Origin of the sequence: Kribbella kalugense, assembly GCF_004365875.1 — a bacterium.
Taxonomy (GTDB): domain Bacteria; phylum Actinomycetota; class Actinomycetes; order Propionibacteriales; family Kribbellaceae; genus Kribbella; species Kribbella kalugense.
The window spans coordinates 894,780-910,234 of record NZ_SODF01000001.1; the positions used below are offsets into that span (position 1 = coordinate 894,780).

Genomic DNA, 15,455 nt, shown 5'->3' on the forward strand with positions numbered 1-15,455 from the left:
ATGACCGACATGGGTGATGAAGCGACGGGGCAGGCACATCCGGGTGAGCCGCGGTTGCCGGCTGCGGTGGGCGTGGTGGTGGCGATCGTGCTGTACGCCGTACTGCCGAGCTCACTGCAGGTCGGACCGCGGTATGTGATTCCAGGGCTGGAATTGCTGCTGTTCATACCGTTGATGCTGGCCAACCCGCGGCGGATGAGCAGGGAGAACCGCCTCCTGCGACGCCTGTCGATCGGCCTGGCCGTCTTGATCGCGTTGTCGAACACGACAGCGCTCGTGCTGCTGATCCGGTCGCTCGTCCTCCGGGAGGCGACGGCGGGTGGCCAGTTGCTGGCGGCGGCCGGACAGGTGTGGCTCACGAACGTTCTGGTGTTCGCCCTGGCGTACTGGGAACTTGATCGCGGCGGTCCGGTGGCGCGTTTCCGAGTGGCCAGGCCGGGGCTGCCCGACGCCGACTTCCGCTTTCCGCAGGACGAGGACCACGATGCGATCAGTGAGGTCGCGAGCCGTTCGTCGGCCAAGTCCGGTTGGGCTCCTGGCTTCATCGACTACCTCTATGTGTCCGTCACCAACTCGTCGGCCTTCAGCCCCACCGACACGATGCCGCTGACCGTCAGGGCGAAGGCGTTGATGGCGGTCGAATCGGTCGCGGCTCTGATGCTCTCGGTCCTGGTCGTGTCCTTTGCGGTCGGCCTGCTCGGCTCGTGAGGTTCCGCCTGGGTACTGGGGTGGCATGAGTCAGAGTGAACGACTGGTGCACGCCACTCCTGCGGACGTGTCCGCAGTACTGGCCGATGGTTGGTCGTACGCCGGTTGGGTGGTCGGCGCGGCACGCATCCGGTCGGTCGATGACGGCTTCCCGGCGCCGGGCACGAGCATCCATCACTCGGTGGGGGTTTGGCCGCTGCTCGTGAACGACGTGACCACGGTCGAGGAGTTCGAGTTCGGCGAGCGGCTCGTGATCAAGGTCCGGGTCTGGCCGGCCGGTGCGGGCCGGGTGGAATTCGTCATGACGACCCATCCGGACGGGTGCCTGTTGGTCATGCGCGAAGAGGCCATCGAAGGCCCCGCCGGCCTACTCCCGGCCGCAGCCCTCGACCCCGTCCTGCACTGGCGCAACAACGAAACCCTCCGCCGCCTCGCCTACCTAGCCGAATCCCGCGTCCCCTCAAACCGGTGAACTGACTCCTGCGGTAGGAGGCTGGGGCTATCAGCAGGGAGGCGATCGGTCGTGGCCGCCGGCGTGGTGACCGACTCAGACTGATCAGGTGGATTATCTGGTCACGATGACGACGCAGGTTCCGGACGGTACTGCGGACGAGGTGGTTGAGGAGATCCGTGGCCGTGAGGCCGCGCGGTCCAGGGAGCTCGCCGATCAGGGGCATCTGCTGCGCCTGTGGCGTCCTCCGCTGCAGCCGGGGGAGTGGCGCACTCTCGGCCTGTTCACGGCGGCCGACGAGGTAGAGCTCGAGGCCGTCCTCGCCTCGATGCCGCTACGCATCTGGCGTTCCGATCAGGTGACCCCGCTGTCCGCCCACCCGAACGACCCGGCCAACTCCCGGGCCGGGAGCCACAGCAGCCCGAATGAGAAAGAGAGCGACATGAGTTCCAGCAGTAATGACGCAGGCATCGGTGAGGGCGAGCTGCATCTCGAGAACGACGTTATCGCGGTCTCCGACGTCGATCGGGCGAAGGAGTTCTACCTGCGGCTGGGATGGCGGCTCGACGAGGACGCCGCGCCGATGGACGGGCTCCGGATCGTCCAGTTCACGCCGCCGGGCTCGGGCTGCTCGATCACGTTCGGCCTTGGTCTGACCAACGCCGCGCCCGGATCGGCGCTGGCAGCGTTGGTCGTGTCCGACATCGAGGCCGCCCACAAGGACCTCGTCGGTCGAGGCATCGAGGTCGTCGACGTATGGCACGGCCCGCCGTTCCCCGTCGAAGCGCGACAGCCCGGCCGCGACCCCGAGGGCGCCAGCTACGGATCCTTCTGCTCGTTCTCCGACCCCGACGGCAACACCTGGCTGGTCCAAGAGGTCACAACCCGCCTCCCCGGCCGCGTCTGAAGCCGCCGACCCGCTCGAGCGCAGCCCGCTTGACGATCAGGCGCTATCAGGTTTGATGCGCCCTCGGCTGTGTCTGAACGTGCTCACCGGCCCGCTGACCGGTGGACACGTTCAGGCAGCTGTGTCGGTCACTCCGAGGCGTTGCGCGGCGTCTTCGAGCTGGCTGACCGCCCGGAGATGCAGCTCGCCGGTGCTGTAGTCGGTGACTTGGTGCCAGTCTTCGTTTGTCACGTAATAAACATGTGGACTGACTGATCCTGGCCGAGTGCTGAACATGTTCGTCGCGGTCGTGATCAGCAGGTACAGGGCCTTCAGCATCGTCTGATCTCGAAGCACGTGCACCAACAACACGTCGCGGGCCGGCATCGCGACAAGGCAGCCGAACGGCGGGTTCTCGACGTGCAACGACTCGCGCAGCACAGTGTTGAACACCAACGCGCGGGACGCAGTGAACATACCGCCAGTGAGAACGGCGACCTCGGCGCCGTCGAAGTGCATGGTTTCGACCTCGTCCCGGAGGTTGCGTAGGTTCGCCAACCCCATTCTGCTGGCTTCCTCCCATGACACGCCGAGGCTGTCGATGTCGAAATGCATGGCGACCCCGCGCCCGACGTACGTGGCCGGCACCATGAGAACGTCCGGCGCGAACTCTGGCACGTGTTTGCCCATCTCGGGGTCGATCGTCGCCGCGCGCACCAGCCGGAGGTAGAGCTCTTTCTCGAGATCGTCCGGGACTGGTGGGGGCCCGCCAGGAGAGGGCAGTTGGTCGAAATGCACCGCCACCGCAGAGCGCCACTGCTGCCGGGGTAGGTCGCAACGGTGCGTGCGAGGTTCGTGAGACCTGCCGACACGCCGTTCCGCACCGCAGAGCCGTCGGCTCCGACCCGTAACAACGCCCCCGCGCCGTCGTACCGCATCGTGAATCCGCGCTTCGCGACCGCGTCCTCGGACAGCCGCACCAGTCGCTCCGCCTGACTCACCGTCAGGGGCAGCAATACCGGATCTGGATGCCACCTGTCCGTCTGGTTGGGTCGCTGACGGCTGTTCTTGGCTTTGCCAGCACTCATCGAGCACCTCCTTTGCCCAAAGAACATACGGACTTCCAGACCCCCAGAACGGACGACTTCACAACCTGTGGATAACTCGCTCCCCAACGCTTCCGGGGCAAGTTGACTGCGTCCGACTCTGCTCACTTTGTGCACCGGAGCCGTACGGTCAGCGTCCGCTGGTGCGGCAATGGTGCACAAGGTGGCGAAAACGACCGGGCCGCCCGAGTCAAATGACAATCCACACGCTCGAAGGAATCAGCGGGTCACGTGCCTCGGGCGAGTTCGATTGCCGGTCAGCCGCTCGTTCGCGATGCTTGCACCATGTCTCACGGCACCGTGAAGTTTTCAATCCGGAGAAGGGCTGGGGAGCGATTGCGTCTCCAGAACTGCCGGATGGCTTCGACGCGTGGGTTCACTTCAGCGTGATCGAGGCCGAAGGTTTCCGCAGCCTGGAACAAGGAGACGACGTCGAGTTCGACTACGAAGCCGTGCGGCAGGACAGCTTCCGCTACCGCGCCACCCGCGCCCGGAAGGTCTGACGGTCGGCGTGAATGCTGACGGCCGCGACCTTCGGACGCCCAGCGGCTGTAGGACTGCGCGTTGGCAGCCGGGTTGGTGGCATCGCAGGCCCCCGATCTTTGTCAGATCAGGGCAGATGGTTTGTAGCCGTCGCCCAGGCTGGTGCCGAAGATCGGCGGTGGGTAGCTCGGAGCCACGTTTTGCAGCTCTGGCAGCAGGTCGCGGATCTCCTGATCGCTGAGGCTTCCGGCGATCAGCTTCTTCAACGCGTTCACAGCGGCAGTCGTCTGCGCGGGCGTCGGCTTCGGCTTCGGCGGGGGAGTCAGGCCGGTGATCAGGTTCTGCCGGACCGAGGTCGCGGCGTACGCCAAGAGCAGGACACAGCCGATGATCGCTCCGACCGTGACGGCGACCTGTGCTGTGCCTGTCACCAACGACGAGACGCTGCGCGCGATGGCGATGACCAGTCCGCCGGACGCTCCGACAGCGATCGCTGCTGAGATGAGCAGTCCGCCGACGAGTACCTGGCTCTCGCCATTGCGAAGGGTTTGCAGCACGATCGGCGCGACCCCGATCAGGGCAAGCCCGATCGCACTGGCCAGGGTAATGACGGCGAAGGCGGATGGCGCCTCGCCGCCGGTGATGGACTTCAGCAGGTCCGATGTACCGAAGATTCCGGTGAATACAGCGGACACCAAAGTCACGTTGGATGCCCAACTGTCTTTGAGGCTCCAGTTCGCACCCAGCTGGGGTAGGGGTGCCGTGAACAAGACCTTCGACTTGGCCTTGGGAACTGGACCTGGCCACCCTCGGAACCAGAGGAGCCCAGCGACCACGGCGGCCAATCCGACCAGCGGTGTCCACATGAAGACCTGAAGAATGCCCCAGACGGGATGCGGCGCGGTTTCGGGCTTGGCCGTGACCGGGAACGCAGTGTCGCCGGCTTTGAGGCTGATTCCAACGGTCTTGCCAGCTGCCAGGTCGCAGTTGTGCAGGGTGAGGACCACTTGCTGCTGCTGGTGTGCGGGCAATACCTGTGGATCGGGTGTGATCTGGCAGTGCTGACCCGCTTCAGAGGTCGTGCTCGTCAGGATCGCCGGCTGGTCGGTCAAGTTGATGAGCGTGTACGAGGTCGTGGGGCTGGCACCCTCGGTCAGCGTTGCCTCGGGGGAGAGGAGCACGTAGTCGGCGGGCGTCGCAGCCGCGGACACGGCTGTCCCTCCGAGCAGCGCGAGACCGGCAACGACAACGGCGCGTGCGAATGCGATGACCATGGTTCCCCCCACGGTTCATGCCAGTCACCCCCGTGCCGGCGTTCACTCAACGTAACGGCCAGCCGAATCGCCGTCCACAGCTGATCACCAGTAGTGATCCAACCGTGTCTCAGGCGTTGGCCAGGAGCTGGATGATGCGCTGCTGTTCGTGCTTGGCCGCCTCGGAGCCCACGCCGCCGCGGCCGGTGGTGTGGTGTGCGAGGTGGGCCGGAGTCGAGCCATGGTCGTTCTCGAGGCGAGGATTCGCGCCGAGACGTAGGAGTGTCTCGACAGCCGCCGAGCATCGGTTTCGGACGGCTCGATGCAGAGGTGTGACTCCGCCCAGCGCGGCAGCGTTCGGGTCCGCGCCGGCGCCGACGAGGTACTCGATGATCGCCTGCTGACGGCCCGGGTTCCACGTCGTTGCGCCGGGGCCGCCGCTGACGGCCGCATGCAGAGGTTCGGCGCCGCGGCGGTTGCGGGCGCGGACGTCAGCGCCTCGCGCCACCAGGTCTTCGGCGAGCTCAACGTCGTACATGAATGCCGCGGCGTGCAGCGCCGTGTCTCCTTCATAGACCTGAGACACGGCGATGAAGCTTTCCTCGCCTCGCGCCAACCGCGCCGTCGCCAACTGTGGCACGGCGTCGAGCGATGCTGTGACGGTTGCGCGATCGCCCGCAGCGATGGCCACCAACAGCCTGGCGAGGTCCATGCGACTCAGCTTGATTGCGAGTAGCGGGCGATCAGGGTGTTCATTGCGTCGTCGATGCTCTGGTCGATGTGATGCCGGGTCGGGTCTTCGTCGTACCAGGCAACGATCTCGCGGGCGCCCACCTCGAAGGGGATGGTGGCAACGAAGTCGGGGACCACTTGGCGGAGTTTGGTGTTGTCGAACACGGCCGAATGAGTCTTGTCGCCGAGCAGCCCGGCGCCCCATCCGCTGTGTACGGCGGCGATGGCGTCGGACGGGACGTGGACGATCTGTGCCGTCGTACCGGCTGCGGCGGCGAGGGTGTTCGCGATCTGGTCCCAGGTCAGGACGTCGTCAGAGGTGATCTGGAAGGTGTCGCCGAGGGTGCGCGGGTGGCCGAGCAGCGGGACCAGCCCACGAGCGAAGTCGCGGTGGTGGGTGAGGGTCCACAGCGAGGTCCCGTCACCGTGTACGACGATGGGCTGGCCGCGGCGCATCCGTTCGACGATCGTCCACCCGCCGTCGAACGGGACCAGCGTGCGGTCGTACGTGTGCGACGGCCGGACGATCGTGACCGGGAAACCCTCGTTGCGGTAGAGCGTCGTCAGGAGGTCCTCGCAGGCGATCTTGTCGCGCGAGTACTGCCAGAACGGATTCCGCAGCGGCGTCGATTCGGTGATCGGCAGCCGTTCCGGCGGCGTCTGGTACGCGGACGCCGAGCTGATGAACACGTACTGGCCAACGTGTCCGCGAAGAGCGTCGGTCCGAGCGCGCACCTGATCAGGCGTGAACGCCCGCCAGTCGACAACCACATCGAAGTCCAGCCTGGCAACCTCCGCCAAGGCCGCCGGGTCGTCGACATCCCCGGTGATCTGCCGCACTTCTGAGGGCAGCGGACGCGTCGACGTCTTCCCACGATTCAAGACCGTCAGCTCCAGCCCCGACTCAACCGCCCGCCACGAACTCGCCGAACTAATGATCCCGGTCCCACCAAGAAACAGAACCCGCAGACCAACCATCCGAACCACTCCTCAAAGTCGCCGTCCCACCGAGCCCCACCTTCTCCACCCCCCACCATCCCAAACGACCAACGTCAGGCGAGATCCGGCCCATCCGCGGTGTTCTGGGCGACGAAGTCCAGGTGACTGCCGGTGTTTGCCGGTGGTTCGGGCGAAGGGGAAGGAAGAGTCATGAGTGACGCCACACGGCGCGGATTTCTGGTGTTCGCGGGGGCGGGGACGGCGGCTGCGGTCGGGGCCGTTGCGGCACCGAAGATCTTCGACCGGAACGACGGGGAGCCGGCCGGGGTCGAGCAGATGGATCTGGCGAACGCGGAGTCGTTCGTCGTACACGTCAAAGACGTGCGCAGGGGGGAGCTGGCGATCATGGTCGGCCAGCGCGAAGTCCTGGTCGTCGACCGGGAGCTCGCCGCGCGGCTGGCCGGAGTGACCGCCACCGCCTGACCTCGGGCCGTCTCCACCGGCGCCGCACCCCGCGGTCCCGGCACCAGCTTGCTGCACCTTCAGTGGGAGGAACCTGTCATGTCTTCGCATCGCGAAGCACCGGAGATCTCGAAGGACCCGGTTGCGGACAACACCGATGTGTACGCCTTCGTGTCCCCGGACAAGCCGGACACGGTCACGATCATCGCCAACTTCATCCCGTTCCAGAACCCGTACGGCGGACCGAACTTCTACGAGTTCGGTGACGACGTGCTGTACCAGATCCACATCTCCAACAGCGGCACCGGCCGCGCGGACATCAGCTACCAGTTCCGCTTCCACGCCGAGATCCGGAACAAGAAGACGTTCCTGTACAACACCGGCCCGATCGCCTCGATCAAGGACCCGAACTGGAACCGGCCGCAGTTCTACTCGGTCACCCGCGTCGAGAACGGCCGGTCGCGGATCCTGGCCCGCGACCTGGCGGCACCGCCGGTCAACGTCGGCATTCGCAGTACGCCGAACTACGCCAAGCTCGCCGGCCAGGCGATCCACACCATCGGAACGAACCGCAAGGTGTTCGCCGGTCAACGGGCCGACGGATTCTTCGCCGACCTCGGGAGCATCTTCGACCTGGGCACGCTGCGGCCGTTCCAGATGGCACACCTGATCCCATCCGCCGCGGCGATGGGCGTCAACGGCCTCCAAGGTTCGAACGTGCACACGATCGCGATCCAGGTCCCGATCACCGATCTGACCCGGGACGGACGGCGGCCGAGCGACATACTCGATGCCAAGTCCGTCATCGGTGTGTATGCGACCGCGAGCCGGCAGCAGTCGAAGATCCTCGATGACGTCCTGGGGATCCCGGTCTGGCACGGCCCGTTCAAGCAGGTCTCGCGGCTGGGAAACCCGCTGTTCAATGAGGTCATCGTGCCGATGGCCGAGAAGGACAAGTGGAACAGCCGGTCTCCGCACGACGACAAGGCCTTTGCCGGGTACGTCACCAAGCCGGAGCTCGCAGGTCTCCTGCCGGTGCTGTACCCCGGCGTGTTCCCGAACCTGGCCGCGTACAAGAAGCCTCGGGCGGACCTGGCGGCGATCCTGCTGACCGGTATCCCGAAGGGCGTCGTACCGGGATTCCAGAACTACACCGGTTCGGTGCAGGCGGACATGCTGCGGCTGAACGTCGCCGTGCCGCCGGCCAAGTCGCCGAACCCGCTCGGTCTGGTCGCGGGCGATGCGGCCGGCTTCCCGAACGGACGCCGCGTGTTCGACGATGTCGTCACGGTCGAGCTGCGTGCGGTGGCCGGGCTGACGATCCCGCTGGTCGATCCGGCGTACAAGCCCGACGGGGCGGCTGCGGCGATCAAGGACGGTACGTCGAACACGAACTCCGACTACCTGAAGGTGTTCCCGTACCTCGGTACGCCGGCCGGCGGGTACTCCTCCAAGCCGGGCATGCCGGCCGTGTCATGACCGGGCCGCTCACCAACGCCGAGGAGAATCCGCACGCGGGGAAAGGCTCCTCGGTCCTGCTCGACATCGGCGACGGGGTCGGCGCGATCGTCATCACCACGCCGGCCCAGCTGGACGACGCCGAGATCGAGCTCCGCAGTACCGAACCAGCGCACGGACATGAGCACGACGAGCCCAGCCATGGTCATGGGCATGGACACGGCCACGGCCACGGGGGCCGTCGTTATCCGCACGTCGCAGTGGTTCCACGGCCCTCTCCTGAGGGTCACATGATCCACTCGGCGGTCTTCTTCGACGTACCCGAGGGCCGCTACCACCTCGCCGTTCTCCCGGACGGCCCCGTCCAGCTGACCGTCGAGGTCCGGAGCGGCCAAGTCACCGAAGCAACTTGGCCGGCCGAAAACTGAGCATTCCCGCAGCGGGGGCGCCGGCCTGGATCGGCCGGCGCCCCCTGGTCGGAGTTCAGCAGCTGCCCAGGCGGGCGACTCGGGTTCGCCACGTGCCGTCCGGGCCGAAGTACTGCTGGGCCGAGATGGCGCAGTTGCCGTTGGTGATGCCGGCGTCGATGGACGCCGACGAGTACTCGCCGTACAGAGCAGTGCTGTTGTCGCTGACCGAACCGATGAAGTACAGGAGGTCGCTACCGGACAGCGTGGTGATGGACTGGCCGGCCTGCAGTTGGTTCACGGTCAGGGAGACTCCCTGGCCCGCGTCGGCGTCGGTGAAGACCCAGCTCAGGTAGACGATCGGACCGGCCGGGGAGATCCCGACGGCGATGGACGGGTTGAAGTCGTCGGTGGTGTTGCCGTGGAACGCGTCCGCGGTGACGGCCGTGTTGTTGGCGATGTTCACAGCGCCGTACCGAACGGTCGGGAAGCCGCCGAAGTCCCGTACGTGGGTGAACCAGATCTTGCTGCCGTCGAAGTACGGAGTCGAGCGGATGTCACCGTCAGAGGTGTCCAGGCTGATCGCGTTCGGCTGCCGGGCGGGCCGGGTCGGTGCGGTGAAGGGTGCGGAGATGTCCGCCTGCAGGGTCAGGGTCGCGCCCGCACCGCCGGAGTTGCTCAGCCGGTAGAGCCGGTAGCCGAAGCCGGGTAGCGAGCCGAGGAAGTAGGTGGACAGGCTCGTCACCATCGGATTGCCGGCGGTCGTGACCGGAGCGACCGCGGACGCGGTGCTGAACGTGTTGAAGCTGAGCGCGCTGTTGTTGTACAGAACGGACTTGGGCAAACCGAAGAGGGTGAAGGTGACGCCGTTGTTGACGTTGCGGGTGGAAACCAGGAGAGCTTTCGCGTCCTGTCCGAGGGTCGGCAGATCCATCTGCATGTTGACCGGGAACGGGCTGCCCCTCATGGTGATCCGGTAGACGTTCCAGGTCCCGCAGGCATCGGCGGTGCGGGTCGCTGCGGCGTACATGGCGGGTACGGCGTTGCCCGGCTGGATGATCATCGTGATCAGGCTGAACCGCTTGTTGACCATGTCGTACTGCAGCCGCGGCTTGATCAGCTGGTCGCTGCTTTTGAACAGCTGGTTCAGGGTGATGCCGCCGCCGCACTGCACGACCCCGGTCCGGTTGGTGACCTGGATGAACCGGTTGGCGAGTTCGACGATCTGGCCGGGGCTGGACGCCGCGGACGGGTCGGGCACCGTGCAGACGCTGCACCCCTGGCTCCGGCTGATGCCGTCGAACTGGCTGGAGATGTGTGGCGCCACATTGGGCGCGAGCTTGCGGGTGGTGCGAGGCGCCGCTTGATGGGGCGTCTGAACGTGCGCCGCCTTGACCGCTGCCCGGAAGTCCGACGCCTGGGGCGTGGCGCTACCGCCGCCGGTGGGTTGGGCCGCGGCCGCTGAAGGAAGGGCCGCAGCGGGCTGGGCGGCGCCGACGGCTCCTCCGACGAGTGTCATTGCCCCGATCGCCGCCAGGGCTATCGGGCGGGCTAGCCGGCGGATGTAAGGGATCGAATACTTGCGCTGCATTGCTGTGCCTCTCTGACCGTGCGACGGCCCCCTGCCGTCGTCTGGATCAGAGTGGTGAGACAGCCTGGAACGGCGCTGAAGCAATGCTGGAACCGCGGGTCGGGAATTCGCTGCGTGCACGAGCGGGGTCCGTTAGTCTGAACTCGGGGGAGGGGGCAGCGATGCGGATTCGTCTGCTCGGGACTATCGACGTCGTACTGGACGGTGCGGTTCTGCCGGTGCCAGGACTGCGGCGGCGCGCGCTGTTGGCGGCCTTGGCCTTGCAGCGAGGTGCGGTGGTCGACAAAGACCGGCTCGTGGGCATCGTCTGGAACGACGACCCGCCCTCGACGGCCGCGAACACCCTGCAGAGTCACGTGTCCTATCTACGCGACCTGCTGGGCGACAAGGGAGTCATCCAATACCGCCGCCCTGGCTACATTCTCGACGCGGACGGCGCCGAGACCGACGTAGAGGTCGCCCAGCAACTCTTCGACCGGGCCGTCCGCACCTCGCAGCTCACCGATCGTGCCCGGGATCTGCGCGCCGTCGTCGACCTGTGGCGTGGCCCGGCGCTGGCGGACGTCGCCGGGTTGCCCTGGCTCGAGGAGCAGGCCGAACGACTCGAAGACCTGCATGCTCGCGCCGGGCACGCCTTGCTGGAGACGCGTTTCGCGCTGGGGGAGCACGCGCAGCTGATGCCCGAGCTCGAACAGCATCTGCGTGACAACCCCTTCGACGAGCAGATGCACGGACAGCTGATTCTCGCGCTGTATCGAGCCGGCCGTCAGGCCGACGCCCTGGACGCGTACCAGCGACTGCGCACGACCCTGGCCGAAGAATTGGGCATCCAGCCCAGCCCGGACCTCCGCGAGTTGGCGACCGCCATCCTTCGTCAGGACCCCGCCCTGCTACAGCTGCCAGAATCCGTGGAGCTTTCAGGACCGCCGGTCCCTGCCCAGCTACCCGCTCCGGGCGCCACCTTCACCGGCCGGCAGGCCGACCTCGATCGACTGGACACCCTGCTTGCCTCGGAGCGCGGCGGTCTGGCGATCGGCACCATCGCTGGTACGGCGGGAGTCGGCAAAACCACCCTGGCCCTGCAATGGGCGTACCGGGTCCGCGACCGGTTTCCCGATGGCCAGCTCTTCGCGGACCTGCGCGGTTACGATGCCGGACCGGTCGTGCGGCCTATCGACGCATTGACCGGGTTCCTGGCAGCGCTCGGGGTATCGGGCGACCAGATCCCCGTACAAGTCGACCAGGCCGCTGCCCTCTACCGCACGTTGATGACCGGGCGCCGGATGCTGATTCTGCTGGACAACGCTCGCACCGCGGACCAGATCCGCCCACTGCTGCCAGGCGAGCCGGGGAGTCTGGTTCTGATCACCAGCCGGGATCGGCTGAGTGGACTAGCCGCTCACGAAGGAGCGCTGCCCGTACCTCTGAGCGCGCTCACCGAGGCGGAGGCGCATGAGTTGCTGACCAGCGTGCTCGGCGACGCCAGGGTGATCGCTGAGCCAGACGCCGCAGCCGAGCTTGCCCGGGCTTGTGCGTACCTCCCGCTAGCCTTGCGCATCGCGGCCGCGAACCTGTCCTGGCAACCGCATCGACGGATCGCCGACTACCTGGCCGAGTTGCGTGGCGACAGTCTGGGCACGCTCACCATCGACGGCGATCCGCAGCAAGGAGTGGCAGCTGCCTTCGATGCGTCGTACCAGGCCTTGACCTTCCCGGCCCGCCGCCTTTTCCGGCTTCTCAGCCTGGTCCCCGGCCTCGATCTCAGCGTCTCGGCAGCTGCGGCCGTGAGCGATATCAACGCCGCGGATGCACGTGTACTGGTTGGCCGCCTGGCCTCGGCACACCTGCTTGACCAGCCGAGATCTGGCCACTACGCCTGGCACGATCTGCTGCGCGCCTATGCGGCCGACCGTTCGGCCGCCGAGGACTCGGATGAGGACCGCGCCGCAGCCAGCCGGCGTCTTTACGACTGGTACGTCGAGGCTGTGGTTGCTGCAGCCGACCTGCTGTACCCGCACATGCTCCGACTGTCCCAGACCGCGACTGCTCCCATGTTCGCGGACCACGCGGCCGCGCTGACCTGGCTCGACTCGGAACGCGCGAACCTCGTGGCCGCCGTACGGCAAGCCGCCGTACCCGAGACTGCCTGTCTGCTTGCGGATGCGTTGCGGGGCTACTTCCACCTTCGGCGGCACTCGTCGGACTGGCTCGTCGTCGGCGAGTCCGCGCTGAACACGGCGACAGCACTTGGCGACATTCGCGCCCAGGCCGCAGCGCGGCACAGTCTCGGGACGGCGTACCGCTGCATGGGAGATTCGCCGAGCGCCCTGCAGCACTATGACGAGGCGCTGCGACTGACGCGGCTGTGCGGCTGGCAGGAGGCCGAGGCGACAGCGCTCGGGAACCTGGGCATCGTGTACCAGGCGCAGGGGCGTTTGAAGGCGGCGGTGGGCCGGCTCACTACGGCGATAGCGCTCGATCGCCGCATCGGCCGGACCGCGGGCCTGGCCAACAACCTCGGCAACCTGGCCGCCGTCTACCTGGATCAGGGGAATGTGAACGCTGCCGCCGATTGCTTCGGCGAAGCGCTCGAGTTGAATCGCCGCTCGGGCAGCCGGCACGGGCAGGCTCTCGCCCTGACAGGTCTCGCGCAGGCATACCGGGAAGTGGGCCGGACTGACGACGCGATTTGGCGGTTCACCGAGGCTCTGCAGCGCTGCACCGAGATCGGTGATCGCGACGGTCAGGCAATTGTCCACATCGGACTTGGCGAGGTGGCCCGGGACCAAGGTCGGACAACGGACGCGTACGAGCGCGCTCAGGCAGCGTTGACGCTGGCACGCGACGGCGGCGATCCGCGGACCGAGGCGCTCGCCCTCAACCTCCTGGCCTCAGCTGCGAGGGACCCGCACGAGGCACTCCGGCACAACACCCGCGCTCGCGAACTCGCCGAGCAGACCACCGTGCCTCGGACCCAGATCCAGGCCCTGCTCGGGCTGGCGACCGCAAACCTCGGGCTCGACGACCTCGACCAAGCCAGGCACCACGCCGAACGCGCCACCAACCTCGCCGCCCGCTGCGGCTACCAGTTGCTGGAAGACGAGGCCCTAGCCATCTCAGCCACGATCCACCTACGCCGCGCCGGAGCCCGCCAGGCAACCGGCTAGGTGCAGTTACTGGAGGCCGGTGCGGACGGAGGTTATGCGGTGGGTGTTGAAGCCTAGCCAGTGCATGCGGCCGATGTAGCGGGCGTGCTCGACCTTGAGGCAGCGGTCCATGATGACGGTGACGCCGCCGTCGGTGGCGATGTGGGCGCCTTCTTCGTTGATTACGCCGAACTGGCACCACAGGGCGCCGGCGTGGATGGCGACCGTGTCGCGGGCGATGTCCGGTAGTGCGTCCGGGGCGCGGAAGACGTTGACCAGGTCCACGGGTACGGGGATGTCGAGGAGGCTTGGGTACGACTTTTCACCGAGGATCTCTGATTCGCGAGGGTTCACCGGGATGACGGTGTAGCCGTGTCGTTTGAGGTAGTAGCCGACGAAGTAGCTCGCCCGGAGCTCGTTGTTGGACAGACCCACGATCGCGATCGTCTTGGCGCTGTGTAGCACCCGCTGGATCGCCAGGGCATCCTGGTACTGCGCGAGATCGATCATGCCGTGACCGCCTTTCCGTTGGCAGCCGCGGCGACCCTGGCCAGGCCGTTCTCCAAGTCCCAGATCAGATCGTCGACGGACTCCGTGCCGACCGACAGCCGCACGGTCCCCGGACCGACGCCGGCCGCGCGCAATTCGTCGTCGCTCAGTTGACGGTGCGTCGTACTCGCGGGATGGATGACGAGACTCTTGGCATCGCCGACGTTCGCCAGATGTGACCACAACGTCAGCCCGCCGATCAGGCCCTGCCCGCCGGCCCGGCCGCCCACACAGTCGAACGAGAACACGGCACCCGCCCCACCCGGTAGGTACTTGGCCACCGCATCAGCGTATTTGCTGCCGGGCAGGCCGGGATAAGTCACGTTCGACGCCAACTCGTGCGACTCGAGGAACGCGGCGACCTTCTGAGCGTTCTCGACATGGCGGTCCATCCGCAGCGACAGCGTCTCCAGACCCTGCAGGAACAGGAAGGCGTTGAACGGCGACAGAGCCGCCCCGAGATCGCGCAGCGTCTCGGCCCGCAGCTTCATGAGGTACCCGTACGTGCCGAACGTCTCGTGGAACCGCAGCCCGTGGTACGCCGGAGACGGATCGGCCACCACCGGGAACCGACCGTTGGACCAGTCGAACGTACCCGCCTCGACCACGACCCCACCGATGCTCGTCCCATGGCCGCCGATGAACTTGGTCGCGGAATGAACGACGATGTCCGCGCCCCACTCGATCGGCCGGCATAGGTACGGCGTCGCGAAGGTGTTGTCCACGATCAGCGGCAACCCGTTCTCGTGCGCGATCGCGGCCACAGTCTCGATGTCGAGCACGTTGCCGGCGGGGTTACCGATCGTCTCGCCGAAGAACGCCTTCGTGTTCGGGCGGACCGCTTCCCGCCACGCGTCCGGATCGTCCGGGTCGACCCAGGTCAGCTCGACGCTCAGCTTCCGCAGCAGGTGCTTGAGCTGATTCACGGTCCCGCCGTACAACGCTGTGGACGAGACGACGTGGTCGCCCGGCTCGAGCAGCGTGAACAGAGCGGCCGCCTGTGCCGCTATCCCGCTCGCGAACGCGACCGCGCCGCTGCCGCCCTCCAGGTTGGCCACCCGCTCCTCAAAGACGGCCACGGTCGGGTTCATGATCCGCGAGTACGTGTTCCCGTACTCCTGCAGGTTGAAGTACGCCGCGGCCGACTCCGGATCCTCGAACACATAACTGGTGGTCTGGAAGATCGGCACCGCCCGCGCGCCCGTATTCGGGTCGGGGCGTTGTCCGGCGTGCAACTGCCGCGTCTCGAATCCGAACGCGCGGTCTTCTTCGGGATTCATGAAG

At 66.8% G+C, this 15,455-nt stretch carries 15 protein-coding genes; 8 read left to right on the forward strand and 7 right to left on the reverse strand.

Annotated features, from left to right (window positions below; translation table 11 throughout):
- The first annotated feature begins 9 nt into the window (after positions 1 to 9).
- The 3 genes from EV650_RS04130 (at position 10) to EV650_RS40890 (ending at position 2,066) form a co-directional block, all read left to right on the forward strand.
- Positions 10 to 708, forward strand: coding sequence for a hypothetical protein (locus EV650_RS04130; protein ID WP_134115462.1), 699 nt, complete (start codon positions 10 to 12; stop codon positions 706 to 708).
- A gap of 25 nt (positions 709 to 733) precedes the next feature.
- Positions 734 to 1,180 (forward strand): SRPBCC family protein, encoded by a 447-nt coding sequence (locus tag EV650_RS04135; protein WP_134115464.1) that lies wholly within the window; start codon positions 734 to 736, stop codon positions 1,178 to 1,180.
- An 88-nt stretch (positions 1,181 to 1,268) separates the two neighbouring features.
- On the forward strand, positions 1,269 to 2,066 hold the full coding sequence (locus EV650_RS40890; RefSeq protein WP_238174011.1) for a muconolactone Delta-isomerase family protein: 798 nt from the start codon (positions 1,269 to 1,271) through the stop codon (positions 2,064 to 2,066).
- A gap of 111 nt (positions 2,067 to 2,177) precedes the next feature.
- Here the strand turns inward: EV650_RS40890 and EV650_RS04150 are convergent, their stop codons facing one another.
- The gene (locus EV650_RS04150; protein WP_134115466.1) at positions 2,178 to 2,849 is read right to left on the reverse strand and encodes a DUF1444 domain-containing protein; all 672 of its coding nucleotides are present in this window, start codon (positions 2,847 to 2,849) and stop codon (positions 2,178 to 2,180) included.
- 496 nt (positions 2,850 to 3,345) lie between these two features.
- Between EV650_RS04150 and EV650_RS04155 the strand changes: the two genes are divergently transcribed.
- A complete protein-coding gene (locus EV650_RS04155) occupies positions 3,346 to 3,654 on the forward strand; it encodes a cold-shock protein (RefSeq protein WP_134115468.1) in 309 nt (102 codons plus the stop codon).
- A gap of 102 nt (positions 3,655 to 3,756) precedes the next feature.
- Here the strand turns inward: EV650_RS04155 and EV650_RS04160 are convergent, their stop codons facing one another.
- The 3 genes from EV650_RS04160 to EV650_RS04170 form a co-directional block, all read right to left on the reverse strand.
- Positions 3,757 to 4,908: a hypothetical protein gene (locus EV650_RS04160; RefSeq protein ID WP_134115470.1), complete on the reverse strand. Its 1,152-nt coding sequence runs from the start codon at positions 4,906 to 4,908 to the stop codon at positions 3,757 to 3,759.
- Positions 4,909 to 5,017: 109 nt separating this feature from the next.
- Positions 5,018 to 5,599: an ankyrin repeat domain-containing protein gene (locus EV650_RS04165; protein WP_134115472.1), complete on the reverse strand. Its 582-nt coding sequence runs from the start codon at positions 5,597 to 5,599 to the stop codon at positions 5,018 to 5,020.
- 5 nt (positions 5,600 to 5,604) lie between these two features.
- Positions 5,605 to 6,597 carry an NAD-dependent epimerase/dehydratase family protein gene (locus EV650_RS04170; protein WP_134115474.1) on the reverse strand — a complete coding sequence of 331 codons (993 nt, stop codon included), beginning with the start codon at positions 6,595 to 6,597 and terminating at the stop codon, positions 5,605 to 5,607.
- Between the two features lie 171 nt (positions 6,598 to 6,768).
- On the opposite strand from EV650_RS04170, the gene EV650_RS04175 reads away from it, so the two are divergent.
- From EV650_RS04175 to EV650_RS04185, 3 genes are all read left to right on the forward strand, one after another.
- Entirely contained in the window at positions 6,769 to 7,041 is a 273-nt protein-coding gene (locus tag EV650_RS04175) for a twin-arginine translocation signal domain-containing protein (RefSeq protein WP_134115476.1), read from the forward strand.
- Between the two features lie 78 nt (positions 7,042 to 7,119).
- Positions 7,120 to 8,499, forward strand: a complete 1,380-nt coding sequence (locus EV650_RS04180; RefSeq protein ID WP_134115478.1) for a DUF4331 domain-containing protein — start codon at positions 7,120 to 7,122, stop codon at positions 8,497 to 8,499.
- Positions 8,496 to 8,906: a hypothetical protein gene (locus tag EV650_RS04185; protein ID WP_134115480.1), complete on the forward strand. Its 411-nt coding sequence runs from the start codon at positions 8,496 to 8,498 to the stop codon at positions 8,904 to 8,906. Before EV650_RS04180 ends, EV650_RS04185 begins: the two co-directional genes overlap by 4 nt.
- A 55-nt stretch (positions 8,907 to 8,961) precedes the next feature.
- Here the strand turns inward: EV650_RS04185 and EV650_RS04190 are convergent, their stop codons facing one another.
- A complete protein-coding gene (locus EV650_RS04190) occupies positions 8,962 to 10,476 on the reverse strand; it encodes a hypothetical protein (RefSeq protein WP_134115483.1) in 1,515 nt (504 codons plus the stop codon).
- A gap of 161 nt (positions 10,477 to 10,637) precedes the next feature.
- On the opposite strand from EV650_RS04190, the gene EV650_RS04195 reads away from it, so the two are divergent.
- A complete protein-coding gene (locus EV650_RS04195; RefSeq protein WP_166678016.1) occupies positions 10,638 to 13,643 on the forward strand; it encodes an AfsR/SARP family transcriptional regulator in 3,006 nt (1,001 codons plus the stop codon).
- 6 nt (positions 13,644 to 13,649) lie between these two features.
- Here the strand turns inward: EV650_RS04195 and EV650_RS04200 are convergent, their stop codons facing one another.
- Together EV650_RS04200 and EV650_RS04205 are read right to left on the reverse strand one after the other, a co-directional pair.
- A complete protein-coding gene (locus EV650_RS04200; RefSeq protein ID WP_134115488.1) occupies positions 13,650 to 14,132 on the reverse strand; it encodes a CoA-binding protein in 483 nt (160 codons plus the stop codon).
- The gene (locus tag EV650_RS04205) at positions 14,129 to 15,451 is read right to left on the reverse strand and encodes an O-acetylhomoserine aminocarboxypropyltransferase/cysteine synthase family protein (protein ID WP_134115490.1); all 1,323 of its coding nucleotides are present in this window, start codon (positions 15,449 to 15,451) and stop codon (positions 14,129 to 14,131) included. Before EV650_RS04205 ends, EV650_RS04200 begins: the two co-directional genes overlap by 4 nt.
- Positions 15,452 to 15,455 lie beyond the last annotated feature (4 nt).